This window comes from Nocardioides sp. GY 10113 (genome assembly GCF_004919105.1).
GTDB lineage: Bacteria > Actinomycetota > Actinomycetes > Propionibacteriales > Nocardioidaceae > Nocardioides.
The window spans coordinates 225,469-249,650 of the sequence record NZ_STGK01000003.1 but is presented as its reverse complement, the minus strand read 5'-3'; the positions used below and the strand labels follow the sequence as shown (position 1 = coordinate 249,650).

General features: G+C 68.0%; 22 protein-coding genes. 6 read left to right on the top strand and 16 right to left on the bottom strand.

Going from position 1 to position 24,182, the window contains the following annotated elements:
* The first annotated feature begins 16 nt into the window (after nt 1–16).
* The 4 genes from manA to E8D34_RS05550 all read left to right on the top strand — a co-directional run bounded on the left by manA (nt 17) and on the right by E8D34_RS05550 (nt 4,930).
* Complete coding sequence (manA, locus tag E8D34_RS05565) at nt 17–1,198, top strand: mannose-6-phosphate isomerase, class I (protein ID WP_168929341.1); 1,182 nt, start codon at nt 17–19, stop codon at nt 1,196–1,198.
* 122 nt (nt 1,199–1,320) lie between these two features.
* A complete protein-coding gene (gene cysD / locus E8D34_RS05560) occupies nt 1,321–2,235 on the top strand; it encodes a sulfate adenylyltransferase subunit CysD (RefSeq protein ID WP_136593599.1) in 915 nt (304 codons plus the stop codon).
* Nucleotides 2,235–3,521 (top strand): GTP-binding protein, encoded by a 1,287-nt coding sequence (locus E8D34_RS05555; RefSeq protein WP_240771122.1) that lies wholly within the window; start codon nt 2,235–2,237, stop codon nt 3,519–3,521. Before cysD ends, E8D34_RS05555 begins: the two co-directional genes overlap by 1 nt.
* Before the next feature lie 113 nt (nt 3,522–3,634).
* Complete coding sequence (locus tag E8D34_RS05550; protein ID WP_168929340.1) at nt 3,635–4,930, top strand: flippase; 1,296 nt, start codon at nt 3,635–3,637, stop codon at nt 4,928–4,930.
* 952 nt (nt 4,931–5,882) lie between these two features.
* Here E8D34_RS05550 and E8D34_RS05545 read toward each other — a convergent pair.
* From E8D34_RS05545 to E8D34_RS05475, 15 genes are all read right to left on the bottom strand, one after another.
* The gene (locus E8D34_RS05545) at nt 5,883–7,007 is read right to left on the bottom strand and encodes an acyltransferase (RefSeq protein ID WP_136593597.1); all 1,125 of its coding nucleotides are present in this window, start codon (nt 7,005–7,007) and stop codon (nt 5,883–5,885) included.
* Nucleotides 7,008–7,341: 334 nt separating this feature from the next.
* Complete coding sequence (locus E8D34_RS05540) at nt 7,342–8,292, bottom strand: glycosyltransferase family 2 protein (protein ID WP_136593596.1); 951 nt, start codon at nt 8,290–8,292, stop codon at nt 7,342–7,344.
* The gene (locus E8D34_RS05535) at nt 8,289–9,383 is read right to left on the bottom strand and encodes a glycosyltransferase (RefSeq protein ID WP_168929339.1); all 1,095 of its coding nucleotides are present in this window, start codon (nt 9,381–9,383) and stop codon (nt 8,289–8,291) included. Before E8D34_RS05535 ends, E8D34_RS05540 begins: the two co-directional genes overlap by 4 nt.
* Nucleotides 9,380–10,300: a sulfotransferase gene (locus tag E8D34_RS05530; protein ID WP_136593594.1), complete on the bottom strand. Its 921-nt coding sequence runs from the start codon at nt 10,298–10,300 to the stop codon at nt 9,380–9,382. Before E8D34_RS05530 ends, E8D34_RS05535 begins: the two co-directional genes overlap by 4 nt.
* Nucleotides 10,297–11,337: a hypothetical protein gene (locus E8D34_RS05525; protein WP_136593593.1), complete on the bottom strand. Its 1,041-nt coding sequence runs from the start codon at nt 11,335–11,337 to the stop codon at nt 10,297–10,299. The genes E8D34_RS05530 and E8D34_RS05525 overlap by 4 nt, the downstream gene beginning before the upstream one ends.
* Nucleotides 11,338–11,374: 37 nt before the next feature.
* Nucleotides 11,375–12,385 (bottom strand): glycosyltransferase, encoded by a 1,011-nt coding sequence (locus E8D34_RS05520; RefSeq protein WP_136593592.1) that lies wholly within the window; start codon nt 12,383–12,385, stop codon nt 11,375–11,377.
* The gene (locus E8D34_RS05515; RefSeq protein WP_168929338.1) at nt 12,382–13,755 is read right to left on the bottom strand and encodes a polysaccharide biosynthesis tyrosine autokinase; all 1,374 of its coding nucleotides are present in this window, start codon (nt 13,753–13,755) and stop codon (nt 12,382–12,384) included. Before E8D34_RS05515 ends, E8D34_RS05520 begins: the two co-directional genes overlap by 4 nt.
* A 227-nt stretch (nt 13,756–13,982) precedes the next feature.
* Nucleotides 13,983–15,527, bottom strand: coding sequence for a polysaccharide biosynthesis tyrosine autokinase (locus E8D34_RS05510; protein WP_136593590.1), 1,545 nt, complete (start codon nt 15,525–15,527; stop codon nt 13,983–13,985).
* A gap of 27 nt (nt 15,528–15,554) precedes the next feature.
* The gene (locus E8D34_RS05505) at nt 15,555–17,306 is read right to left on the bottom strand and encodes a DUF4012 domain-containing protein (RefSeq protein WP_136593589.1); all 1,752 of its coding nucleotides are present in this window, start codon (nt 17,304–17,306) and stop codon (nt 15,555–15,557) included.
* Nucleotides 17,307–17,473: 167 nt separating this feature from the next.
* Nucleotides 17,474–17,881 (bottom strand): hypothetical protein, encoded by a 408-nt coding sequence (locus tag E8D34_RS05500; RefSeq protein ID WP_136593588.1) that lies wholly within the window; start codon nt 17,879–17,881, stop codon nt 17,474–17,476.
* A gap of 258 nt (nt 17,882–18,139) precedes the next feature.
* Nucleotides 18,140–19,876, bottom strand: a complete 1,737-nt coding sequence (locus tag E8D34_RS05495) for a DUF4012 domain-containing protein (protein ID WP_136593587.1) — start codon at nt 19,874–19,876, stop codon at nt 18,140–18,142.
* A 132-nt stretch (nt 19,877–20,008) separates the two neighbouring features.
* Complete coding sequence (locus E8D34_RS05490; RefSeq protein ID WP_136593586.1) at nt 20,009–20,413, bottom strand: hypothetical protein; 405 nt, start codon at nt 20,411–20,413, stop codon at nt 20,009–20,011.
* 176 nt (nt 20,414–20,589) lie between these two features.
* Nucleotides 20,590–21,594: a folate-binding protein YgfZ gene (locus E8D34_RS05485; RefSeq protein ID WP_136593585.1), complete on the bottom strand. Its 1,005-nt coding sequence runs from the start codon at nt 21,592–21,594 to the stop codon at nt 20,590–20,592.
* Complete coding sequence (locus tag E8D34_RS05480; RefSeq protein ID WP_136593584.1) at nt 21,591–22,022, bottom strand: Fur family transcriptional regulator; 432 nt, start codon at nt 22,020–22,022, stop codon at nt 21,591–21,593. The genes E8D34_RS05485 and E8D34_RS05480 overlap by 4 nt, the downstream gene beginning before the upstream one ends.
* A complete protein-coding gene (locus tag E8D34_RS05475; protein ID WP_136593583.1) occupies nt 22,015–22,509 on the bottom strand; it encodes an FABP family protein in 495 nt (164 codons plus the stop codon). Before E8D34_RS05475 ends, E8D34_RS05480 begins: the two co-directional genes overlap by 8 nt.
* A gap of 35 nt (nt 22,510–22,544) precedes the next feature.
* On the opposite strand from E8D34_RS05475, the gene E8D34_RS05470 reads away from it, so the two are divergent.
* Nucleotides 22,545–22,907, top strand: coding sequence for a DsrE family protein (locus E8D34_RS05470; RefSeq protein WP_136593582.1), 363 nt, complete (start codon nt 22,545–22,547; stop codon nt 22,905–22,907).
* A 28-nt stretch (nt 22,908–22,935) separates the two neighbouring features.
* Entirely contained in the window at nt 22,936–23,364 is a 429-nt protein-coding gene (gene dtd / locus E8D34_RS05465) for a D-aminoacyl-tRNA deacylase (protein WP_136593581.1), read from the top strand.
* Between the two features lie 22 nt (nt 23,365–23,386).
* Here the strand turns inward: dtd and E8D34_RS05460 are convergent, their stop codons facing one another.
* On the bottom strand, nt 23,387–24,091 hold the full coding sequence (locus E8D34_RS05460) for a class E sortase (RefSeq protein ID WP_240771120.1): 705 nt from the start codon (nt 24,089–24,091) through the stop codon (nt 23,387–23,389).
* Nucleotides 24,092–24,182 lie beyond the last annotated feature (91 nt).

Genomic DNA, 24,182 nt, shown 5'->3' with positions numbered 1-24,182 from the left:
CGCCCCAGGAGGAGACGTGTACGCCCTCGACTGTCCGACCCAGGGTTACGACTGGGGCTCGACGGACGGCATCCCCCGGTTCCGCCGCCACGAGGGCGACGGGAGCCCGGTCGCCGAGGTGTGGATGGGCACCCACCCGCTCGGCACGGCCAGCGTGCGGCTGGAGGAGGGCAACCGGCCGCTGACCGAGGTCGCCGGCGAGCTCGGCTTCATGCTGAAGATCCTCGCCGCGGAGCGGCCGCTGTCGATCCAGGTTCACCCCAACGCGGCCCGCGCCGAGGCCGGGTACGCCGAGGAGGACGCCGCCGGTATCCCCCTGGACTCGCGGGAGCGGGTCTTCAAAGACCGGAACCCGAAGCCGGAGATGGTCTACGCGCTCTCCCAGTTCGACACGCTGGTCGGGTTCCGCCCGACCGCGGAGATCCTGCGGGTGCTGGCCGGTCTGGATACGCCGCTGACCCGGCGGATGGCCGCCGAGCTGCGCAGCAAGCCCGGCTTCAAGGGCATCGTGCAGCTGGTCGAGCGGCGGCTGATGGAGCCGCCGAGCGAGCAGCAGGTCGCGGAGGTGGTGGCCGCGTGCGCCTCGGCGCTGGAGCGCGGACTGGACGTGAAGCGCGCCTACCTGACCGCCGTGGAGGTCGACAAGCACCACCCCGGCGACGTCGGCGTGGTGATCTCGCTGCTGCTCAACCGGCTGACGCTCCAGGCCGGCGAGGCGGCGTACCTCGACGCGGGGATCATCCACGCCCACCTCTCCGGCATGTGCCTGGAGGTGATGGTCTCCTCCGACAACGTGATGCGTGCGGGCCTGACCAGCAAGCACATCGCGCCCGCCGACATGGTGCAGTGCCTCCAGGAGGGAATGTCCCGGGTCGCGCGGGTGACCCCGGAGCTCCATGGCTTCTCCACCGACGTCTACCGGCCGGGCCTCGGCGACTTCGCGCTCTCGGTCACCCAGATCTCCCAGGCGGAGCCGGCCGGCGCCGTGCTGCCGGCCACCGGACGCCGGATCCTGGTCTGCACCGCCGGAGATGTGGCGCTGGTCAACCAGCACGGCCAGTCGCTGTGGATGGAGCGCGGCGACGTGGCGTACGCCGACGACAGCGACGGCGAGCTGCGGGTGGTCGGGACCGGTGAGGTGGCGCAGGCCTACCAGCCCGAGAACGCCCACGCCGGCAAGTTGACCGATCTGGTGTAGATCACGGGGCCATCGCCCCGGGCCGCCCGGGCGTCCAGCACGGGTGCGGTTTACTCAGCGCGAGCGACGGGCGGCTACGATGGCCGCTGCTTGTACCGATCCGAGAGGACGCCTGTCCACCCATGACGCAAACGCATGCCGACTATCGAATGAGCCAGCTGGACCAGCTGGAGGCGGAGTCGATCCACATCTTCCGTGAGGTCGCCGCCGAGTTCGAGAAGCCCGTCCTGATGTTCTCGGGCGGCAAGGACTCCATCGTGATGCTGCGCCTCGCCGAGAAGGCCTTCTTCCCCGCGAAGATCCCCTTCCCGGTGCTGCAGGTCGACACCGGTCTGGACTTCCCCGAGGTCCTCGCGACCCGGGACAACTGGGTCAACCGCCTGGGCGTGAAGCTCGTCGTGGCCAGCATCGACGAGGCGATCGCCAACGGCGTCGTGGTCGACGACGGCAAGACCAGCCGCAACCGCCTCCAGATCGGCACGCTGCTCAACGCGATCGAGGAGAACGGCTTCACCGCCGCCTTCGGTGGCGGTCGCCGCGACGAGGAGAAGGCCCGCGCCAAGGAGCGCGTCTACTCCCACCGCGACGAGTTCGGCCAGTGGGACCCGAAGAACCAGCGCCCCGAGCTGTGGAGCCTCTACAACGGCCGCCTGCACGAGGGCGAGCACATGCGGATCTTCCCGATCTCCAACTGGACCGAGCTGGACATCTGGGACTACATCGGCCGCGAGGGCATCGAGATCCCCAACATCTACTTCAGCCACCAGCGCCGCGTCTTCGAGCGCGACGGCATGCTGATGAGCGAGACCCCGCTCAACCCGACCCGCGAGGGCGAGGTCGTGGAGGAGCGCACCGTCCGTTTCCGCACCTGCGGCGACATCACCCTCACCGGCTGCGTGGAGTCCACCGCGTCGACCATCCCCGAGATCATCGAGGAGGTCGCGGCCGCCCGGCTCACCGAGCGCGGCGCGACCCGCGGTGACGACCGGTTCTCCGAGGCCGCCATGGAGGACCGCAAGAAGGAAGGCTACTTCTGATGAGCACCCCCACCGCTGAGATGACGGGCGAGAAGAAGCCGATGGACCTCCTTCGCTTCGCCACCGCCGGCTCCGTCGACGACGGCAAGTCCACGCTGATCGGCCGCCTGCTGTACGACAGCAAGTCGATCTTCGCCGACCAGCTCGAGGCCGTGGAGGCCACGTCGTCGGCCAAGGGCCACGACTACGTCGACCTGAGCCTGCTCACCGACGGCCTGCGCTCGGAGCGGGAGCAGGGCATCACCATCGATGTCGCCTACCGCTACTTCGCGACCCCGAACCGCAAGTTCATCATCGCCGACACCCCGGGCCACGTGCAGTACACCCGGAACATGGTCACCGGCGCCTCGACCGCCGACCTCGGCCTGGTGCTGGTCGACGCCCGCCACGGCCTGACCGAGCAGTCGCGCCGCCACGCGGTGCTGCTGTCGCTGCTGCGGGTGCCGCACCTGGTGCTGTGCGTGAACAAGATGGACCTCGTGGACTACTCGGAGGAGGTCTACGAGAAGATCCACGCCGAGTTCACCCAGTTCGCCACCAAGCTGAACATCCCCGACCTCGCGGTGATCCCGATCTCCGCGCTCAAGGGCGACAACGTGGTGGACCGCTCCGAGTCGATGCCGTGGTACTCCGGCCCGACCCTGATGCACCATCTCGAGCACGTCCATGTCGCCTCCGACCGCGACCTGGTCGACGTCCGCTTCCCGGTGCAGTACGTCGTGCGCCCGAAGTCGGACGAGCACCACGACTACCGCGGCTACGCCGGCCAGGTGGCCGGCGGCGTGCTGAAGCCGGGCGACGAGGTCGTCGTTCTGCCCTCGGGCATGACCAGCAAGATCCAGGGCATCGACCTGTTCGACCAGGAGATCGACGAGGCGTTCCCGCCGATGTCGGTGACGATCCGCCTCGAGGACGACGTGGACGTCTCCCGCGGCGACATGATCGCCCGGGTCAAGAACGCCCCGTCCCCCAGCCAGGACATCGACGCGATGGTCTGCTGGATGACCACGACCCCGCTCAAGCCGCGGCAGAAGCTGGCCATCAAGCACACCACCCGCACCGGCCGCGCCCTGGTGAAGGACATCCAGTACCGCATGGACGTCAACACCCTGCACCGCGACCAGGACACCAAGGAGCTCGGCCTCAACGAGATCGGCCGCGTCCAGCTGCGCACCACCGTCCCGCTGCTGTGCGACCCGTACTCGAAGAACCGGACCACTGGGTCGTTCATCCTGATCGACGAGGCGACCGGCGTGACCGTCGGCGCAGGCATGATCAACGGCTGACAATGGCGGGGGCTCTTCCGTCATCAAGCGCTCCCCCCGCAGACGTAAGGCTCGTTCGTAGGAACGGGACGTGGAGCGCCGCACACCGCGGCCTCGCCATTGCGTCGAACTCCTTGACCACGCTCATTCTTGTGCTGGTCCTACCGGTCGAGGAGTTCGGCGCCTACTCGTACGCCATCACGCTTGCGTCCCTTGGGATCACCATCATGGGCGCCGGCCTGTGGGGGATAGCCGTCAAGGCTCTGGTCATCCACCCAGAGTCGAGCGCTCGACTTGTGAGCTCACTGATGCTCATCCGCGAGGCTTTCGGCCTCGCTGGATATGCAGCCATCGCCGCTGTGAGCGTCACTAGCGGATCCTCGCAGACAATCGCAGCGACCCTCGTCGCTGGCACCGCCCTACTGGCGAGAGCGGCCGACGCGCCCGAACTCTGGTTCCAAGCGGAGATGCGATCACCGGTGGTCGCCCGAATCCGGATCACCGTGACTGTGGCACTCCTTGCCGTCAGACTTCTCGCACTGGTCTTCTGGTCGTCGATCTGGGTGTTCCTGGCTCTCTATGTTCTCGAGTCGGTCATCGCAAGCACCTGGATCGCCGTGCGATATCTCCGCGACCGACAGTCACCCGGGTTGTCGCGGCCGCGCGCCGCCGAGTGCGCTCCACTGGTCCGCGAATCTTTCCCACTATTTCTGTCCGGCGTCGCGAATCAGGTGAATCTTCGCGGCGACATCATTCTGATCCAGGCACTGCTCGGTTCTGCAGCGGTCGGCGCATACTCCGTGGCGGCCCGCATTAGTGAGGTCGCCTACTTCCTTCCGGTCGTGTTCATGAACGCAACCCTGCCGCTACTCGTCAAGCTACGGCGCGAGGTCGGCGCAGACGACCCTCGGTATGTAGCGATGCTCCAGAAGTCGTACGACCAGGCATTCTGGTACGGAGTCGCGATCGCTGCGGCAGCTGGTGCGAGCGGGAGCATCGTGATCGGACTGCTCGGACCCGATTACTCCCCCTCGATCGGCGTGCTCTGGATCCACCTGCTCGCCTGCCCATTCGTATTTATGGGCGCGGTGTACGCCAAATGGATCATCGCGGAGGGGGCACTGTGGTCGGCGCTCATCCGGCACAGCGCCGGAGCAGGGGCGAATATCGGACTCAACCTATTGCTCATACCCACTCTCGGGATACGAGGTTCTGCGATTGCCACAGTGACGTCGTACATTCTCGCCTCTTACCTAGCCTGTTTCATTGGGCGTGACACTCGCGTTGCCGGAGTGCAGATGTCACTGGCTATTGCGGCACCGGCCCGATTGGTTGTTGCGCGCCTCAAGCAGGAAACCACAATTGCCCGGAGCGCACCCGCCGCGGCCACGTTCACACCGAAGGGTCGATCTGATCAGGCCCAGAGGTAGCCCTTAACGACCAGAATTCAGGACCTCAGAACGAATAGCACGGCTTCTGGGTTAACCACCAAACTTCGGGAGCAAGCCTGCCCATGTATCGCGGACGCTCGAGGGAGCTTCATCGCCAACCGCATTTCCCCTGGCAGCGAAAGCCGTGGCAGAGCGTGTCAGCCAGAACTACGCGCTGACGATCGCCCCAGGCGGACGTAAGTACGCCCGAACAATAGGGGCACCCGACAGTGGACCCTCCATACGGACCGACTTCCCAGGACAGGCGCACGAAACCGATAACGGCCTACCGCATGATCTGATAACACCTGATGTGCGTCCGCGTCCCATCACGGGAGGCGACAACCGCATCTGGCTGTCGAGAAACCGAGTGAGATCCCGAGCCGGACCGCTCCCTACCTCGCTAGGGCGCCGTGCCGACAAACTGACATACACAACTGGTCCGCGAACTGGCCCTCAACGGGATCCCCGGAGCCGCGGCGGGCGGGCTTCAGGATTGCCCTCCAGCCCTTCTGGCCGATGGCTGCCTAGGCCGGTCGCGGACGCCGAATTGACCGCAGTCTACCGAGGCAGAGCGTTGCCCGACACCGACCGTGACGGTCCTGCGTTCGGCACTGGCACCTGGTCGACGAGACCCGATCATCGGCGACCTGACCACGCCGCCGGGGCCGGCACCAGTTCAGCGCCAACGAACCACGGGGCAGCACGACATCACCGATCTTTGGATCGAACGTCCGTCGATGCTCTCAACATCCACGCCACGATCGGCTCGATGTGCCGGGTCGGCCCGACCGGGGACAGCGCGGCATTGATGCCGCTCCGCGCTCGGTGCCAAGTCCTGATCCAACCTGCTGGCCTCGTGCTGGAGTGATCGTGCCTACCTGAGGGACCAACGCTCCGAGTGGAGGCCAGACTGAAGGGCAAGGAAGCACGTCTCCTATCCGCGCAGGCTTCACGTCAGGACGCGTGTCCGCGCCAGCACTGGATCATCGGCATCCGCCACCACGGGCCTGACCTCCGAGAACCGCTTTCTAAGCCTGGTAAACGGCTTCTCAAGCCCTACGTGGAATAGCCACGCGACTCCTATCGAGACAACTGCGGCGACGGCGAACCCGATCCAGGGGTTCACTATGCGCTCGTCGGTCCACTGAATGAACCAACGGTGCACCAGATAGAGCGAGTAAGACAGAACGCCAATGAAGGCGACCGGGCGCCAGTTCAGGACGCGGATCGGACCCCACTCCGGGTTTCGGATCACGGCAGCGACGATCAACCAGATCGCAGCAGCTTGGATGGTGAGGGCGAAGGAGGGCCGGTTGCCCCCTGCAGCGTGCACCGAATAGAGAACGACGAGTCCCACCGGAAGCCCGACCCATGCCCACACGCGATCCGGGATCCGACTGCGATCCAGGAACGGGTTCGCAACCAAGGCCATGACACAGCCCCACAGGATCGAATCGGCTCGAGTGTCGGTGCCCATGTAAATCCGGTCGAAGTAGGGGGCACCGTAGCCGTACATCAGCACGCACCGCCAGGCGAGCACGGCGAGGCAGATCGCAATCAGCGCGGTGCCGCGACTTCGGTTGTTGGGCAGCCACTTGATTAGGCCCACGTAGAGCAATGGGAACACGAGGTAGAAGTGCTCCTCGACCGCGAGGGACCAGAGAACACGCATGGCGGTCGGTACACCCGCGTTGTCGCCCTCAACGATGAGGCGCCAATTCGTGACCTGCAAGATGGCTGACACGAGGCCACCCCAGTTCATCGTCGCGGCGACCAATCCGGAAGCGGTCAGAATCAGGCCGAGAACGATCGACGCATACAATGGCGGGAAAATACGAAACACCCGGCGCAGGTAGAAGTTCTTGATCGAAATCCTGCCATGACGCTCGTACTCCATCCGGAGCAAGGTAGTGATTAGATAGCCGCTGATAAAGAAGAAGATCGTGACGCCGACGCTGGCTTGGAGAACGTGGGGCACGCGCTCGGCGTGTCCCCAGAATACGATCAGTACCGAAATAGCGCGCAAACCGTCCAGCGACGGGATGAACTTACTCTGTCCACCGTGGTTAGTCACTACGACATGCTAGACGCCACGAGCACCACCCTTGGCGCTTTCTCAAGAAGTGTTCGCTACGTCACCGCAGATGCCGCAGGCCCATCCGAAACCATGCGCGCCGCCGCTCCCGTACACTGTCGGGCGGGTTCTCAATAGCATCCACAAGATCGGGTGAATACCAGTCGCGGCCCTCCACCACGGGGCCTACGACATGGGACCTCACGGACATCGAGTTCCGCTACCGGCCCCGCGAATCACCTGAGAAACCAGACACACCAGAGTCCGAGACCACCCATGCCGCGGCCCTCAACCGAGAGCAACTCGAATAGGTGAGGCACAGCACCGGGGCAGTTCACATCGGGCCAGGAAGTGACTTGGAGTCGTCGAGGACCGGACTGATCGCACCGGTCGAGGTGCGTCGATATTCGGCGTATTCCAGACCGATAGCCGATCCGAGCATACCCACGCCTCGCCCGAACATCCGCAGCCACCGAACAGTCGGGTGCCGTCGCAAGACGAGGTCGCCCAGCGTTGCAAGGCCACCGACTGAGAGGCGCGTGAGACCGCCCAGGACCATGGTGATCCGGTTCCGACTCCGTCGCGCGCGGACGTTTCCCAACCGGATCGCGCGGCGGAGCACCCAGCTCGTGGTGGTGCGCTCAACCGGCACCGACTCGCGCACCACGGCCGCGCTCACCCAGCGGCAATCGGCACCGAGGTCGATCATCCGCCCGAAGAAGTCCGTGTCACTGCCCCCGGTGTAGCGAAAGCGCTGATCGAACTCGGGCCGTCCCGCATCGATCCACGCACTAACTAGGACGAGCGTATTGTTGGTGGCGACCCGATGGACTGGTGAACCAGTACGCCGATCGGCGCGACTGTGGAGATCTCCCACCTGCAGCCAGTCCGGGGTGCCAACCGGGAACGCTTGCTCCACGGGCCCCGTCGTAACTGCGCAGCCCCATTCCTCGCATGCGCGGGCAAGTGTTTCGACCCAGTCGGGGGGCGCCCACTCGTCGTCGTCGATGAACATCATCGCGTCGTCGGCCGCCTGAAGGCTGGCCAGCCCTCGGTTCCGCGCCGAGACGATTCCTGGATCGGGTTCGTGGTGATATTCGACGTCAAGCGGATGACTCGCGACGGCAGCCCTCGCTGAAGAATCTGGATCATTATCGACAACAACGACGCGCAGCGAACGCGCGGTGCGCTGGACGGCAAGCGAGTCAAGCAGACGCATGAGCAACTCCGGGCGACCGTACGTCGCGATAAGTACGGCGATCCGCTCAATCCGGTCGCCGGTCACGACGCCAACTCCCTTAGGCCTCGCACCACCGCAACCAAGCCAGCGCCGGTCACTTCCCAGGCCAAACTGGGAGCAATCCGGTCGCAAGCATCGCGGAGCTGGTAGCGCAGGTCATCGTCTTGGACGAGGCGTCGCGCAGCCTTCGCCAGCGCGTCAGGGTCATCGATGGGAACAACCACCCCATAACCACCCGCAGAAAGCATCCGGCGTTGCGCCGGTATGTCGGTGGCGATCACCGGCACACCAGCTGCGACGCTCTCTAGGATCTTGAACGGTGCCGTCACCTCAGCCATCGAGGCCGTCGCCCTCTTCGGGCAGAAGGTCATCATGGCGCCAGCGACAATGGGCGCAAGCTGCTCGGGCGGCAGAGCACCGCGCCAGTCGACAAGGGAATCGCTACGCGTGGCTAGCATCGACGCCTGGGCACCATCGCCAACGACCACGAGGCGCAGCCCTTGAGGCCAGGACGGGAGCTCGGTGGCGCGCAGAACCGTCTCAAGTCCCTGCCAGGGAGCGAGGTTCCCGAAGAACACTGCATACCGGTCAGAATCTTCGCCGGCGCCTTGAGCAGCGCGGGCTTCGAAGAAGACTGCGGCGACACCTTGAGAGATCGCATGGATCTTGTCGTCGGGCAGACCAGCTGAACGCACCAGTTCCCTCAGAGGCTCGTTGATGACGAACGCCGCGTCTGCCTGACGCAGTCCGAGGCGGAGCACCGCCCGAGTTCCAGGGATTCTCCTGAGCCATCGGTTCGACTCGAACGCGGCTTCGCCGTTGCCCTGAACAAGCAGAACAATCTTCCGGCCGCGCAAGCGGAGCAACCAGGTCACCAACCCCACGAGCACGTGGAACCGACAGACGACGACGTCGCCAGGCCGAGACACACGGATGACCGCTGCGAACAGCCTGAGCACTCGCGCCGCGCGCGCGAACTTCGAGCGCGGCGACGGGGTGTCCGCGTACACCTCCGCCCCAACCTGCTCGCCCTCCGCGCGCAGTCGGGCTCTAGAGCCGTCGAAGTGTGTCCGCGCCGCAGTGCCGGGCGGAACCGGCTCAAGCCAGAAGAGGACGACCCGCGCTGCCCCGCTCACGCCAGCCACCTCGGAACCTCTGCGTCATCCACCAAGAACTCCCGCAACGCCGCCAGGTCGTCCACGAAAAGGCGCGACAGCGCTTCGTCCTCCGGTTGGTTAGCGGAAGCGTCCGGCCTTCTCAGCGCCAATCGCCGCAATCGTTCTCTCGTCTCGAGCGTGGTCACCGACTTCGCCAGCGAGCGGAATCGCGGCGTACCGACGACGCCGCGGAGGACAGCCGCCACCGCCCAATTGCGGGGAACACCGGAAGAATTCACCCGAGTATTGACCAGCACATCGCGCGGCAGGTCCGAAACGCCCGCGAAGTTGAGGGCTCTAGCTATCGTTACCTCGTAGCGCACCTCGAGGTCGTCGTGAAACAGGACGAGCATCCGATCGCGACCAAATTCCCGTGCAAACGCTGCCAGAGCATCCGCATACCTGCTCATTCGAGTGTAGTGCCACAGATGGTGCCAACCAGCCGCGACGCGGTGGTCCTCCTGTGCGACGGCGTCGGTTAGGCTCGCGGACGTCTCGAATCCTCGGCTCCGCATGTAGTCGTACGCCGATCGCGCTCGGGCGACCGGTTCCCGAAGGATGACGATGATCCGGGGGTCATCAAGGAGGCGCCGGATCTCAGGAATTGACCGCTCAAAATGATAGAGCGTCGAAACAGATGCATCCACGCCCAACTCTTCCGCCCCAAGGTCAGAAAACAGCGCTCGGTAGCCAGACTCATGAGTAATAGCCTCCCGGTTGATCGTCGCTGCGTCACCAGGGCCACTAAACGAGGCCGACTGACCGTGCAAAGCGAGGTAGTGCGGTTCCTTCGGCGTGGATAGCCGAAGATCGGGATGGTGCGCCATCGCTGAGGCGAGCGCCGTGGTACCGGCGCGTCCAGCGCCCGCGATCAATATCGATGGAAGATCGCTCATCGATCGTCCCTCTCTTCTCCGATCAGAGCGACCCTCAACATCGCGAGCGCCATCAATGGCAGCAGCGGAGTCAAGTGTCGCACGTACGATCCGTAATCCGGTTCGAACAATGCCTGGATCGTCAGCAGGGCAGGCACTAGAGAGTAGATCCGCTCCTGAACAACGTCCGGCGTCCCCATCCGAACGAAGCGCCGATAACAGGAGAAGAACTGCATCCAGAGAAGCGCGATCAGGGCGCCAACCACCGCGTAGACCGCACCGACAGTGAGCAGTGACCACGGCAGCACCAACTCGACGGCGGCACCAACGGTATTAAGAAATCCCACGAACGGACCGTCCCCACCGAAGAGTGGGTCGATAATCGTGTTCGTGCCAAGCCTGTGCTCCCTGGAATTCGCCCGCGCCCGGTACATATCAAGCGGCCCGCCCAACCTAACCAGGAACACGACGGCTAACACAGACCAGACGGCCATTGGCAGGACGAGATGCCATCGAAGCGCCACCCTTCGCCGATGGAGATACCTGAACGCGAGGTAGACCACCAGCACCAACAACCAGTACCGGCGGACACCGATGCTGATCGTCAGCATGGCGGCCAGTATCGCCATCTCGACGTTGATACTTCGACGCCGGCTCAGACCGATCACCAGGACCACCGACAGCGTCACGATCTCCTTGGTGTACTGGCCGAGGAAGACCCCACCAATCACCACTGAACCGACCACAAGCGCAAGAACGAATCCATGCGCTCTTGCGAGCTCGCGCGGACGGATAATGGCGAGCTGAACGAGGAAGAACAATCCGAAGGAAAACAATCCGGCAAGGAAGGCGTGGTCCGCCAGCCCCACCGCACTATAGACGGACGCGACAGCTTCGAAAGCTTTGTCGCTGACCACGAGGGTCCCCTGTGCAATCTGCTGGATCTTCAGGTCGTCGTCACCAAAGTTCCCCGGAAGATTGCCCTGCATCGCGACAGCCGCTACGCCCACGACGCAAGCCGCAATCTCCGCGGCAACAACGTAACCAGCACCGGTCATCGTCTGATTCTGCGCAGCCATCTCGCGCGCACTCCGGTTAGGCATTCTCACCTCGGTATAGCCTCGCGACCGCAGGCGCAACGAGCTCCGGGTCAAATTGCGTCCGAATACGCTCAAGATTCCGAAGGGCAGCGGTGGAACAACCCGCGAGATATTCTCGCACCATCATCGCTGCCTCCGGAACGGTATCGAAGCTATCAAGGCCTAGCCCGTCATAAGCCGCAGCGGTGCGGACGACCAGTGGCACCTGGCGAGCTGCGGCGTCGAGCACACTCAGTGGGAAACCCTCATAACGCGCGGTGTGAAGATAGATCGCAGCGCCGTCGAGCTCTTCGGTCAACCCATCAGCGTCGAGCCAGCCCGTGACCCTTACCCCCGAACTCTCGAGTGCCTTCCTCTGGCCAGGATCACCATCGCCGACCCACACAAGCTCTGCGTTCACTCCCTCCGCCCGTACTCTCCGGGCGACCGCGGCGAAGAACGTTGGGTCCTTCTGGGAACGGATCTCACCGCACATGACAACCGCCCGCCTAGGCGCCGCGGAGATCGGTCGCGAGCCGACCAGCGCAAGGTCCGAGCGGTTGGGAACCAGCACCGTTGTGGCTAGCGGCGCGACTGCCTGCCCCAGAGCCCGCTCACGCTCGCTGACGGCCACCATCACGTCTGTGTTGCGGCCAAGCACGCGCTCAGCCAGTCGATAGAACTTTCGATGCAAGTAAGGGCGGCCCAGATCTTCGAAAACGAAGCAATGCGGTTGGTACAGGACTCGCGCGTCCAGTCTTCGCACCCGCCCATACACACCGGCCCAGCTGGAATGCAGGTGAACGACCTCAGCACCGGTCGACTCGAGTGCACGCCGAACTGCTTTCACTCGCCGCAGGCCGCCCGCCGGCAAGGTCATGACGCCGGCAAAGGTCGCATCCATCGCTGGGCGCTCCCAGCCGTCGTACAAGAGGAAGTGCTCGTGCTCAGGAGCTGCCGTCACAATTCCGGAGAGAGCCCGCGCAACGCCGGTCGCGTACGTCTCAGTTACGTGAAGGATCTTCACGGCCTGTCGCGCTTTCCGTCAACTGAGTCCGGCGCGTATCCGTATCCGTATCCGTACGCCTTCGACCTTGCAGGCATCTTGTTGAGCACGACCCCAACAAGCTGACCCTCGACCTGAGCAAGACGCTCCACCGAGTGAGAGAGCTGATCGCGAGTTAACCTTCCATGGCCGACAACCAAGAGGGCGCCATCCGCCTTGGCCGCTAGCAGAGCCGCGTCGGTGACCGGCAGGAGTGGCGGAGCATCCATCAGAACGACGTCGTAACTCTCCCGTGCCAGCGCGATCAGATCCGCCATCGACTTGGACTGAAGCAGTTCCGCAGGGTTTGGTGGGATCGGCCCCGCTGCGAGCACGTGCAGGCCGCTAGGGCCATGCAGTTGAACCGGGTCGTTCGGCAGGGCGTGACCGATCAGGAGACTGGTCACGCCTACAGCGTCGTCGAGCCCTAGCCGCACGATCGCCCGCGGCCGGCGCAAGTCACACTCGATCAACAACACCTTGGCGCCGCCCTGAGCGATGCTCATTGCAAGGTTGACGGCTGTGGTCGTCTTCCCCTCCTCCGGCACGGACGACGTGACGACGAAGACCTTGTTCGCCCCGTCGACGTCGACGAACTGCAGGTTGGTGCGCAGCACCCGGAACGCCTCCGACCTCGCCGAGTGGGTGCCGATGTCGGTCAGGAGGGGGGCCTTGTCTGCGTCGGGGTCGAAACCGATCGAACCGAGGATCGGGGCATCGATCACGTCGGTCACGTCGCTCGCTGTGCGCACCCGGGTGTCGAGAGTCTCGCGGAGCACCGCGATGCCGACGCCGAGCAGGAAGCCGACCACCACGCCGAGGCCGATGTTGCGGGGCCAGCTCGGCGAGACCGGGAGACCGCTGAACGAGGCGGCATCGACGATCGTCGCCTTGATCGGAGGGACCCTCTCCCCCAGTGGCGTCTCGAGCTCTCGTACGAGGTCCGTCAGCTGCTCGGCGTACGACTGGGCGATCCGTTGAGCGTCACTCGGGTCGGTGTTGGTGACGGTGAGAGTGAGATTGACGGTATCCAGCACGACCGCCGACGACACCTCCTGACTGAGGTCGGCCGCCTCGACGTCGAGACCCAGGTCGTCGATCACGCGGTTGGCCAACTCACGGCTGGTTACCAGGTCGGCGTACGACTTCACGCGCTGGGCGGAGTACTGACCGCCCTGGAAGAGCGCCGAATCGTCCGTCTCCGCGGTCGAGACGAAGAGCCGCGCGGTCGAGGAGTAGATCGGCGTCTGTAGCGCGGTGACGCCGGCCGCAGCGCCCGCGACCAGCAGCGTCACCAGGAGGATGCTGAGCCAGCGCTTCCTCAGGATCTGCAGATAGTCCCGTAACTCCATACCTACTCCACTTCCAGCGTCAGCCGTCATCGGCACGCACTCTCGACGGACGCCGCGGCGTCGTTCTGCGCGCGGTGGGGGCGCCGCCAGATCGACGGCGCCGCGCATGCCTCACCCCGCCGTTGCCAGGCAGCCCCACCGGAAAGCAGGGCTCCACCGTCGCATCGTCCGCGCGGCGGTCCGTCGCGATCCTTCGAGAGTTGACCTGCCCGTGACCGTTGGGGCCGTCAGGCCGAGGCCGGGGCGTTGCCCAGGGCTTCCCGTCCGGACGGGTCGGTGGTTTCGAGGCTCGGCGCTAGCACCCCTCGCACCTCAACCGGCGGATCAGTTGGTGCCTTGGTTTCGATGCTCGGCGCTAGCGCGCCTCGCACCTCAACCAGCGGGTCGCGCTCAACCAGCGGGTCGCCCTCAACCGGCGGTTCGGGGGGCTCGTCGGGGGCGTAGCCATAGCCATAGCCATAGCCGCGGCCCTTGGTCGGCACCTTGTTGAACACGACGCCGACCGGCGCCGCGTCGACCTGGGCCAGCCGCTCCACCGCGCCCGCGACCTGGTCGCGGGTCACCATGCCGTGGCTGACCACCAGGATCGCGCCGTCGGCCTTCGCTGCCAGCAGCGCGGCGTCGGTGACCGGCAGGAGGGGCGGGGCGTCGACGATCACCACATCGAAGGCCGCCCGCGCCTGGTCCAGCAGCTCCGCCATCGCCTGGGACTGGATGAGCTCGGCCGGGTTCGGCGGGGTCGGGCCCGCGGCCAGCAGGCCCAGCCCGTTGGCGCCCTGCTGGAGCGCCTCCTCGAACCCGACCTTGCCGATCAGCACACTCGTCACGCCGATCGCGTCGTCCATGCCCAGGCGCTTCGCGGCGCGGGGGCGACGCAGGTCGCACTCGATCAGCAGCGTCCGGGATCCGCCCTGCGCCAGGCTGAGCGCGAGGTTGACGGCGGTCGAGGTCTTGCCCTCGCCCGGGATGGCCGAGGAGACGACGTACACCTTGTCCTCGGCGTCGACGTCGACGAACCGCAGGTTGGTGCGCAGCACCCGGTAGGCCTCGCCACGCGGGGCGTGCGAGGGCAGGTCGGTGACCAGCGGCGCCTTCTCGGCCGTGTTGTCGAACGGGATAGCACCGAGCACGGGCGCCGCCACCGCGGCCTGGAGGTCCTCGACCGTCCGCACCCGGGTGTCCAGCACGTGCCGCAGCACCGCCAGTCCGACGCCGAGCAGCAGCCCGACCACCAGGCCGAGGCCGAGGTTGCGCGGCCAGCTCGGCGATACCGGAGCGTCCGAGTACGACGCAGCATCGACGATCGTGGCCTTGATCGGCGCGTCGGTCGCGCCGGGCGGGGTCTCCAGCTCGCGGACCAGGTCGGCGAGGTGCTCGGCGTAGGCCTGCGCGATCCGCTGCGCCTCCGCCGGGTCGGTGTCGGTCGCGGTCAGCGCCAGGTTCACGGTGTCCAGTACGACCTTGGCCCCGACCTGGTTGGCGAGGGCCGCGGGGTCGGTGTCCAGGCCCAGATCCGCAGCGACGCGCTGCGCCAGCTCCTGGCTGCTGACCAGGTCGGCGTACGACATGGCCCGCTGCGCGGCGAACTGCCCGCCCTGCAGCAGCGCGCCGTCCGCAGACTGCGCGGTCGAGACGAAGATCCGCGCGTCGGACGCGTACAGCGGGGCCTGTACGGCGGTCACGCCGGCTGCGGCGGCCACCACAACGAGGGTGATCGCGAGGATGCTGAGCCAACGGCGGCGCGCGATCAGCAGGTAGTCACGAAGCTCCATGTCACTTCTCTCCCGAGTCGGCGGTGGTCATCGGCACGCGCTCTCGACGGTCACGGCGTTGTCCTGCTCTTCGATGGTCGGCGTGACCGTGAGGTCGGCGTCGTCGACCTGGCCGGGTCCGCCCTTCATCCGCCAGCCGAGGTCCACCCGCTGGCCGGGCTTGAGCTCGATGTAGGCCATCGCGATGGGGCGGCCGTTCTCGTCGGTGTACAACGGCTCGAACCTCTTGCCGTTGAGCTCGAACTCGCTGATCGCGCCGTCGACCGGCGCGTAGATCCGCACGGTGACCAGCTGGCGACCCGGCTCGGTGCCGTAGACGCCGCCACCGGTGATGTAGGCGGGCAGGTCCGCGGCGTCGCGCGGGGCCACGGACTCCAGGTGGGCCTTCGCGGCGAACGCCTGCACGCCCTCGGCGCAGTACGTCGCGTCCACGTCGACGTCGTAGCGCAGGTAGTACGACATCTTCGCGCCGGTGGAGTCGTTGAGGGTGACGTCGACCTGGGGCGCGGTCACCCCCGGGTCGGTGACGAGCTCGCCGGCCACGGCGGACCCCGCCAGTAGCGCCTGCTCGTCGACGTCGAAGGAGTGCAGGTAGACCCGACGCTCGTCGGCGGCCCGCGACAGGGCGCGGAGCACGCCGGTCGGGTTCATTGTGCCGGTGGCGAAGCGCTCGAACGCCGCCGCCGCGACCTCGGCGAAGAAGGCGTCCTGCTGCCGCGGGTCCTCGAGCCGCTGGTAGGTGCCGCTGAGCAGCTCGTCCACCGCGTTGTCGCCGGTCAGGGTGACCCCGTCGACCGTGATCGGCCCGGTGGCATCGAGCACATAGGCGAGCGTCACCGCGTCGACCATCAGTACCCCGGCGAGCTCGTCGTCGGGGAACTCCTGCGCCCAACGGGCGCGCATCAGGTCGGCCGCACGGGGGAAGTCGGGCGTCATGTTGGCGTCGAGGAAGTAGCGCCCCAGCACGCCTTGGTACAACTGCCGCTCGGTCTTCGTCTCGGCGAGCACTGGCTGGTCGGTCCGGCCGAAGGACGCGCCTGTGACGTGGCGGGTGATCCCGAGGGTGCCGTCGGCGGCGCGCACCTCCGAGACCGCACCGGGCAGTCCCCCGGTGGCGCGGATCTCGGCGTTGTTCTGGAAGACCAGCAGGTAGTTGCGGTCGCCGTCTCCGCCGAGCATCGCCGGCAGCAGAGCGGCCGCGGTATCCGCGGCGCGCACGGCGCGGTCGGCGCGGGCGACCTCGTCGCGGAAGTCGGTGAACTGGTCGCGGAGGCGGGCGACGTAGCCCGACGCGTCCTGCGCCTGCAGGTCCTCGTGGGCCGCGGCCAGGGCAGCCCGGGCCGAGGCGACCGGCTCCTGCAGGGCGCGGACCGCATCGACGTCGACCGCGCCGCCATCGGGCAGCAGCCGGTCGAGGTCGTCGACCACGGCGACCAGCGGCGCGATCCCGTCGCGGGCCAGGTCGTCGAGGACCCGGCTGGTGACCCGGACGCCCGAGGCGTCGTCACCGAACCAGGGCACGTGCGTCAGCAGCGACCAGGTGGGACCGGCGGTCCGCTCGGCGGCGCGACCGCTGGCCGTCTGCACTGCGTCGAGGGCGGCGGCGGTTCGCGCGGTCTGCCCGGCGTCGAGCGACGACTGGAGAGCGCGGGCGCCGGCGACGGCGTCGTTCAGGTCGCGCTGCACCTGCCACGCCTGCCAGGCGCACCAGGCGGCGAGCAGGAGCGCGACCACGGCGGCGCCGACGGCGGCCAGGCGGATCGGCCGGGGGCTCAGCATGGGTACAACCACTTCATCTCTATCCCGAGGCGAGCCGCGGGCGACCGGAGGCCGGTCCCACGACTCAGGACGCTGCAGAGGGCCCCGGGCACTGCCTCGGGGCCCCCTGCGGCACTTCTATCGGGCGTCGGCGAGACGCCCAGGGCTCATCCGCGTCGCGGAGAGATTCAGCGCTTGTTGGACTTCACAATGACCGTGAAGTCGTCCGAGCTGTTGCGCTGGTTGACGACACCGCGGAAGGTGGCGACGCACTTGTACTTGCCGGGCTTCGCCAGCTTGATCGTGGTGTTGCCGTTGCCGAAGCGGCCCAGCTCGATCGTCTTCTGGATGCCGCCGGGCTTGCAGTTCACGACGACCTTGCCCTGCGGCTTGGTGGTGCTGTACCTGATCTTCACGTTCGCCTTGATCTTGAACGCCTTGCCCGCCTTCACCTTCTTGGGCGCCTTGGCCGCAATCTTCGAGTCCAGGCACGCCGCCGGGTAGCCGCAGTAGGCGTGGGCGGTGCCGGTCGTGGTGCCGACCAGGCCGAGGGTCATCATCGCGGCGGCGAGCAGGCCGACGATCAACTTCTTCATCCGGGGGGTCCCCTTAGTTCGTTGCGAGCACGAGCACGCCCGGCTCGTGGAGCCGGGCTAACGGGAATGAGTATCACCGGCGCGTCATCAAAGTTGGGGTTAATTTCAGAGAGATCGTACGGCACGGTGCAGACGTAGCGGCTTCGTTGCACGGCCGTTACCCAAGGCGGGACATAGTCCCGGTCGGCGGTTGAGGCGCGCGCGTGTGGGGTACGCCTCGAGCCACCTCGGCCGCCCGTTGATCGACGCGGGTGGGCGTCAGCGGCAGACGGCCGCCACGGTGCCCGCGTCGCTCCCCTGCTCGACCGACGGGGTGACCCACAACGCGGCGTCGCCGTCCTGGCCGGGGCCGCCGCGCATCGTCCAGGCCAGGTCGACCTTCTGCCCCGGTTCCAGCAGGACGTAGAGCTCGGCCACCGGTCGGCCGGCCTGGTGGGTACGGCGCGCCTCCGTCGGCTTCGACGCCACCGTCATGCCCTTGATCCGCCCGCCGGCCGGGCCCATCACCCGGACCGTGACCAGCTGCGAGCCGGCATCGACGTAGCCGCGGCCGTTGGCCCCGGTCACGTAGGCGGGCAGGTCCGCCGCGTCGGCCGGCGCCGCCGACCACAGCCGCGCCTTCGCGCTGAAGCCCTGCACACCGTCGGTGCAGTAGGTCGCGCGGACGTCGACGTCGTACCGCAGGAAGTACGACATCTTCGCGCCCGTGGTGTCGTTCATCGTCACCGTGACCTGGGGCGCGGCCACGTCCGGGTCGGCGACCAGCTCGCCGGCGACCGGCGAGCCGGCCAGCGCGGCCTGCTCCTCGTCGTGGAAGGAGTGGACGAAGGCGCGGCGCTCGGCCACCGCCCGGGCCAGCGCCCGGACCGTGCCGGGTCCGTCGCCGGCCCCGTCGACGAAGTGCGCGAACGCCTTGGCCGCGACGTCGGCGAAGAAGTCGTCCTGGTCGGCCGGGTCGGGCAGCCGCAGGTAGGTGCCGTGCAGCAGCTCGTCGACGACGTTGTCACCGGTCAGGGTGACCCCGTCGACGGTGACCGGGCCGTTCTCCTGCAGCACGTAGCCCAACGTCACCGTGTCGATCAGGAGCACCGCGTCGAGCCGCTCGTCGGGAAAGGCCGCCTCCCAGCGGGCCCGCATCAGGTCCGCGGCCCGCGGCACGTCGGGCGTCATGTTCGCGTCGACGAAGTAGGTGCCGAGGATGTCGCCGTACTGGTCCCGCTCGGCCGGGGTCAGCGGCAGCACCGGCTCCGACGTCCGCCCCAGGCTGCTGCCGGCGACCTGGCGCCCGATCGACAGCGCACCGTCCTCGGCGTGCAGCGACATCACCGCCCCCGGCAGGCCACCGGTGGCGCGGATCTCGGCGTTGTTCTGGAAGACCAGCAGCGTGGTGCGCGGGCCGTCGGCGCCGAGCATGCCCGGCAGCAGGCTCATCGCGGTGCTCGTCGCCGTCATCGCCCGGTCCGCCTCCGCGACCTGGCCGCGGAACTCGGCGAACCGGTCGGCCAGGCGATCGGTGAAGTCCGAGTCGTCCTCGGCGCGGAGGGTGGCGTCGGCGTCGGCGAAGACGGCCTGCGCCGCGGCGACCGGCTCCGCGAGGTCGTCGACAGCGGCCAGGTCGACGCCACCACGGTGGGGCAGCATCTCCTTGACCCGGTCCGACACCTCGACCAGCGGCTCCAGCCCGTCGCGGGCGATGTCGTCCAGCACCCGGCTGGTGGTCCGTACGCCGTGCGCGTCGTCACCGATCCACGGCAGGTGCGTCAGCAGCGACCAGGTGGCGCCAGAGGTGCGCGCGGCGGCGTCGTCGCTGGCCGAGCGGAGGGCCTCCAGCTCGACGGCCGCCACGGCGGAGGCGTCGAGGTCCTCGTCGCCCCGCGCATCGGGCGCCGCGAGCGCGGCCCGCAGCGTCGTGGCGTGGTCGACGGCGTCGTCGAGGCTCCGGGCGACCGCGTACGCCTGCCACCCGCTCCACGCGGCGAGCCCCACCACGAGCACGACGACGGCAGCGCCGCCGAGGACGATCGGACGCTTGACCCGGCTGCTGGCGCGGATGGGGAGCCTCCTCGCGGTTCGCTGTCGTGAGCCTGAATCAGGTGTCGTCACGGCGCACCGCCCGGCCGGCCCCTGCTACTTCGCGCGGACGGTGAAGCCCTTCGTGCCCTTGGCCATCCCCGCGGGCGAGTAGGACGCGATGCAGGACCACATGCCCTTCCGCCACAGGCGCAGCCTGGGGTACGCCTTCTTCGCCTTCGTCTTGACCGTCGCCCAGCTCCGCGCCGTCGACTCGCCGTGCTTGCAGACGACGAAGACCGGGCCGGTGGCGGGCATGTTGCCGTAGGTGGCGACCTTCACCTTCGCGGTGAACGGCTTGGCCTTCGTGACCACGTTCGCCGCCTTGACCCAGGACACGCCCGCGTGCGGGCAGCCGGGGTAGGCCGGCAGGCAGGAGGCCTGGGCCGGGACGGATGCGGCGCCGACGAGGCCGGCGGAGACCAGCACGGCGGCGAGGAGTGCGACGATCACCTTCTTCATCGTGGTACCCCCGGGACGATGCACGGATGGGCGCCAGCGCCCACGAGACATCCAGCAGGCTGGCAGCACCCGCACGCCTGGGCGCACGCGAGCGGGCAAACATCCCCAAGGTCTGGGACGCGTCACCCGGCGTCGTATTCCGGCGTGTTGCGGTGCCGTGCCGGCACGGAAGCGCGTCAGCGCGTGGGGCGGAAGTGCTTCCCCACGTCGGGGTCGACGATCGTCTCCTGCGCCGCCGGCAGACCGTCGACCTCGAGGGCGGCGTCCGTCGCCGTGTTGCGCTTGAGCAGCGCCAGACCGATCGGGCCCAGCTCGTGGTGGCGGGCCGAGGAGCCCATCGCGCCGACGGGCTTCGCAAGGCCGGACTGGACGGTGATCGCGGTGCCCGGGGCGGGCAGCCGGTTCTCCGAGCCGTCCAGGTGCAGCAGCGTCAGCCGACGCGGCGGGCGGCCGAGGTTGTGCACCCGGGCCACCGTCTCCTGGCCGCGGTAGCAGCCCTTGTCCAGGTGCACCGCCGCCCACGGCGCCTCGCCCTGCAGCCAGCCGACCTCGTTCGGGATCGTCCGCTCGTCGGTGTCCACGCCGAAGCGGGGCTCGCCGCGCTCGATCCGCAGCGCCTCGAAGGCCCACAGGCCGGCCGCGGGACCGGCCGCGTCGGCGTACGCCGCCAGCTGGTCGCGGGGCACGAGGTCGTATCGACCGGTGGTTTCGAGGCTCGGCGCCGGGGCGCCTCGCACCTCAACCACCGGGGGTCGCCACATCGCGGCCACGTCGTCGACCTCGCCGACCTCGACGCGGGTCATGAACTTCATCCGCTCCAGGAACGTCACCAGCGCGGCGGCACGCCCCGGCTCGGTGTGCGCGGTGAACGCCTCGCCGTCGTCGACGCCGGCGAAGGCGTGCTCGACGTGCCCCTGCGGGCTCAGCACCAGCGCCTGCACCCACACCCCGGGCGCGAGATTCTCGAAGTACTGGGTGGTCAGCGAGTGCAGCCAGGTGAGCCGCTCGGGGCCGCTGACCCGGAACACGTCGCGGTGCGAGAGGTCGACGAACCCCTCGCCCGCGGCGAGCGCCTTCTGCTCGCCGTACAGGGAGCCGTAGTGGGCGGCCACCCCGGCGTCGATGCCGTCGCCGGCGACCGCCCCGGGAAGGTCCAGCAGGGGGCTGGGCTGGCTCGTCATGACTTCTCCTCGCACTGCTTGCGCTCACACTCCTGGCACATGCCGAACACCGTCAGGTGCCCCACATCAGGGGTGAACGCGTGGCGGGTGGTCAGTGATTCCACGAACCCGGCCGCCTCCTCCACGTCCACCGAGACCACCGTGCGGCAGCCCCGGCAGACCAGGTGGAAGTGCTCGTGGCCGGCCGTGGAGTGGTACGTCGGGGCCCGGTCGCTCAGGTGCGTGTGGCGCACCAGGCCGAGCTCCTCGAGCACCTCCAGGGTCCGGTAGACCGTGGAGGCGTTGACGGTGGACGCGGTCCTCTGCACGTGGGCGAGGACCTCGTCCGGGGTGGCGTGCCCCAGCTCGGTGACCGCGGCGAGGATCAGCTCGCGCTGCGGGGTCAGGCGGTAGCCCGAGTCACGGAGCCTGGCACGCCAGTCAGGCACGCTTGAGCCTCGCCCACAGGTGCGGCTGCAGCTCCTGGCCGACGGCGGCCATGTCGTAGGCGTAGAGCAGGTCGCCCTCGACGTTGCCGTACATGCGCTGGCCGCCGGCGACCTCCTTCGCGGTCTCGGTGAACCCGACCCCGGCGGTGTGCAGCTCGATCTTGCCGGCGTCGGCGTGGCCGTACCAGATCTCCGTGATGCCACTGGAGTGCGTGAGGACGAGCTCGAGCTTGCCGTCGCCGACGGCGCGCATGAAGCCGGTCTCCAGGGCCGCGTCGCGGACCTTCTCACCGTTCTCGTCGACGATCCACGACCGCGCGAAGTAGTGGAAGAACGGCCGACCGTCGTGGGTGAAGATCAGCTCCTGGCCGTACTGGAACTTGTCGATCGTCGGGTAGTCGCCGTGGCCGTTGCCCCGCCACGTGCCGAGGAGCCACGCGATCGGGCCGCAGTTGGGGTGCAGGTTGTCGGGGAGTTCGAACGCCACGTCGGCTGAGTCTAGTGGGGACCTACGCTGAGGCCATGACTCGCGAGCTCCTGGTCAAGGTCACCTGCGGCGACGAGGCGCCGGAGCGGCTCAACCAGGGCTTCACCGTGGCGGCCACGGCGGCCGCCTCCGGCGTACCGGTGTCGTTGTGGTTGACCGGCGACGCGACCTGGGTGGCCGTGCCGGGCCGGGCCGACTCGTTCTCGTTGGACCTGGCGACCCCGCTCGCGGAGCTGCTCGAGACGGTCCTCGAGCTCGGATCGGTCACCGTGTGCGGGCAGTGCGCCTCCCGCCGCTCGCTGGGCGAGGCCGACCTGGTGCCCGGCGCGAGGATCGCCGGGGCGGCGGCGTTCGTCGAGGAGGCGCTGCGCGACGGGGTGCAGGCGCTCGTCTACTGAGCACCGCCGGCCTGACAGAATCGCCGCCGTGCGAGCGGTGGTGCAGCGGGTCTCCTCGGCGTCGGTGACGGTCGACGGGCGGGTGGTCGGCGCGCTCGACTCCCCCGGCCTGCTGGTCTACCTCGGCATCACGCACTCCGACGGCCCGGATCAGATCGAGTGGATGGCCCGCAAGCTGCACGGCCTGCGGATCCTGCGCGACGAGCGGTCCCTCTCCGACACCGGCGCCGGCGCGCTGGTCGTCTCCCAGTTCACGCTGTACGGCGACGCGCGCAAGGGCCGCCGCCCTACCTGGGTCGCGGCGGCGCCGGGCCCCGTGAGCGAGCCGCTCTACGAGTCGGTGTGCGAGGCGTTGGCCGGGCTGGGCGTGCCGGTCTCCCGGGGCGTCTTCGGTGCGGCGATGGAGGTCGCCTCCGTCAACGACGGGCCGTTCACGGTGTGGTTGGAGACTCCCTGACCCGCCGGCACCACGGGGGCGCTCAGGCGACCGGCGTGCGCTCGACCAGGTGCCCGAAGACGATGCTGCGGTTGTCGGTGTGGAAGATCTCCGAGCAGGTGACCAGCGTGATCAGCCGCTTGCCGACGCCGGCCGGCGGCTGCACGCCGCCGTTGGGGTTCTTCGGGTTCGCCTCGAGCACCCAGGTCTCGGTGAACGGCAGGATCAGGTCCTCGCCCCCGCTGTCGAGCACGTAGGTGTACGTCGCCTTCCGGGTCTCCACGACCACCTCGTCGCCCGGGCGCAGGCTGGGGAACTCCGCGAACGGCTCACCGTGCGTCACCCGGTGCGCCGCCAGCACGTAGTTGCCGACCTTGCCCGGCTTGCCGGTGCCCTCGACGTGGCCGATGCCCGCGGCCAGCACCTCGTCGGTGGAGCCCTCCAGCACCGGTACGGCGTAGTCCTTGCCGAACCGTGCCACGTGCAGGATCGCGGTCGCGTCGCCGAAGTCCGTGGTCGCGGTGGCCCGGCCGGACTGCCACGCCTCCTCGATCTCCTGGGTGACCTCGTCCTGCTTCTGCGCGGACTGCCAGTTGGTGCCGTAGACCTGCCAGCCCAACCACCCCAGGAGCGACAGGCCCGTGGCGATCAGCAGCAGGCCGAACAGCATCAGGACCAGGCGTCCGCGCCGGCGCGGCGGCCTCCCGGGCGGGGCGGCGGTCTCCTCGGCGAGCGCGTCCTGGGTCACGCCCGCGACTCTACGTCGGCGCCCTCCGCGAGAAGGGCTTTCGTCACCGATCGGCGGGGCGCGGGGCGGCGGGAAAGGTCAGGCGATGCAG

What these genes read in the sequence shown, in the direction of transcription:
- E8D34_RS05510 (WP_136593590.1), bottom strand. Translation starts at nt 15,527, where the DNA reads ATGGAGCTTCGTGACTACCTGCTGATCGCGCGCCGCCGTTGGCTCAGC.
- cysD (WP_136593599.1), top strand. Translation starts at nt 1,321, where the DNA reads ATGACGCAAACGCATGCCGACTATCGAATGAGCCAGCTGGACCAGCTG.
- E8D34_RS05530 (WP_136593594.1), bottom strand. Translation starts at nt 10,300, where the DNA reads ATGAGCGATCTTCCATCGATATTGATCGCGGGCGCTGGACGCGCCGGT.
- E8D34_RS05490 (WP_136593586.1), bottom strand. Translation starts at nt 20,413, where the DNA reads ATGAAGAAGGTGATCGTCGCACTCCTCGCCGCCGTGCTGGTCTCCGCC.
- E8D34_RS05500 (WP_136593588.1), bottom strand. Translation starts at nt 17,881, where the DNA reads ATGAAGAAGTTGATCGTCGGCCTGCTCGCCGCCGCGATGATGACCCTC.
- E8D34_RS05505 (WP_136593589.1), bottom strand. Translation starts at nt 17,306, where the DNA reads ATGCTGAGCCCCCGGCCGATCCGCCTGGCCGCCGTCGGCGCCGCCGTG.
- E8D34_RS05485 (WP_136593585.1), bottom strand. Translation starts at nt 21,594, where the DNA reads ATGACGAGCCAGCCCAGCCCCCTGCTGGACCTTCCCGGGGCGGTCGCC.
- E8D34_RS05515 (WP_168929338.1), bottom strand. Translation starts at nt 13,755, where the DNA reads ATGGAGTTACGGGACTATCTGCAGATCCTGAGGAAGCGCTGGCTCAGC.
- E8D34_RS05470 (WP_136593582.1), top strand. Translation starts at nt 22,545, where the DNA reads ATGACTCGCGAGCTCCTGGTCAAGGTCACCTGCGGCGACGAGGCGCCG.
- E8D34_RS05525 (WP_136593593.1), bottom strand. Translation starts at nt 11,337, where the DNA reads ATGACCGGTGCTGGTTACGTTGTTGCCGCGGAGATTGCGGCTTGCGTC.
- E8D34_RS05555 (WP_240771122.1), top strand. Translation starts at nt 2,235, where the DNA reads ATGAGCACCCCCACCGCTGAGATGACGGGCGAGAAGAAGCCGATGGAC.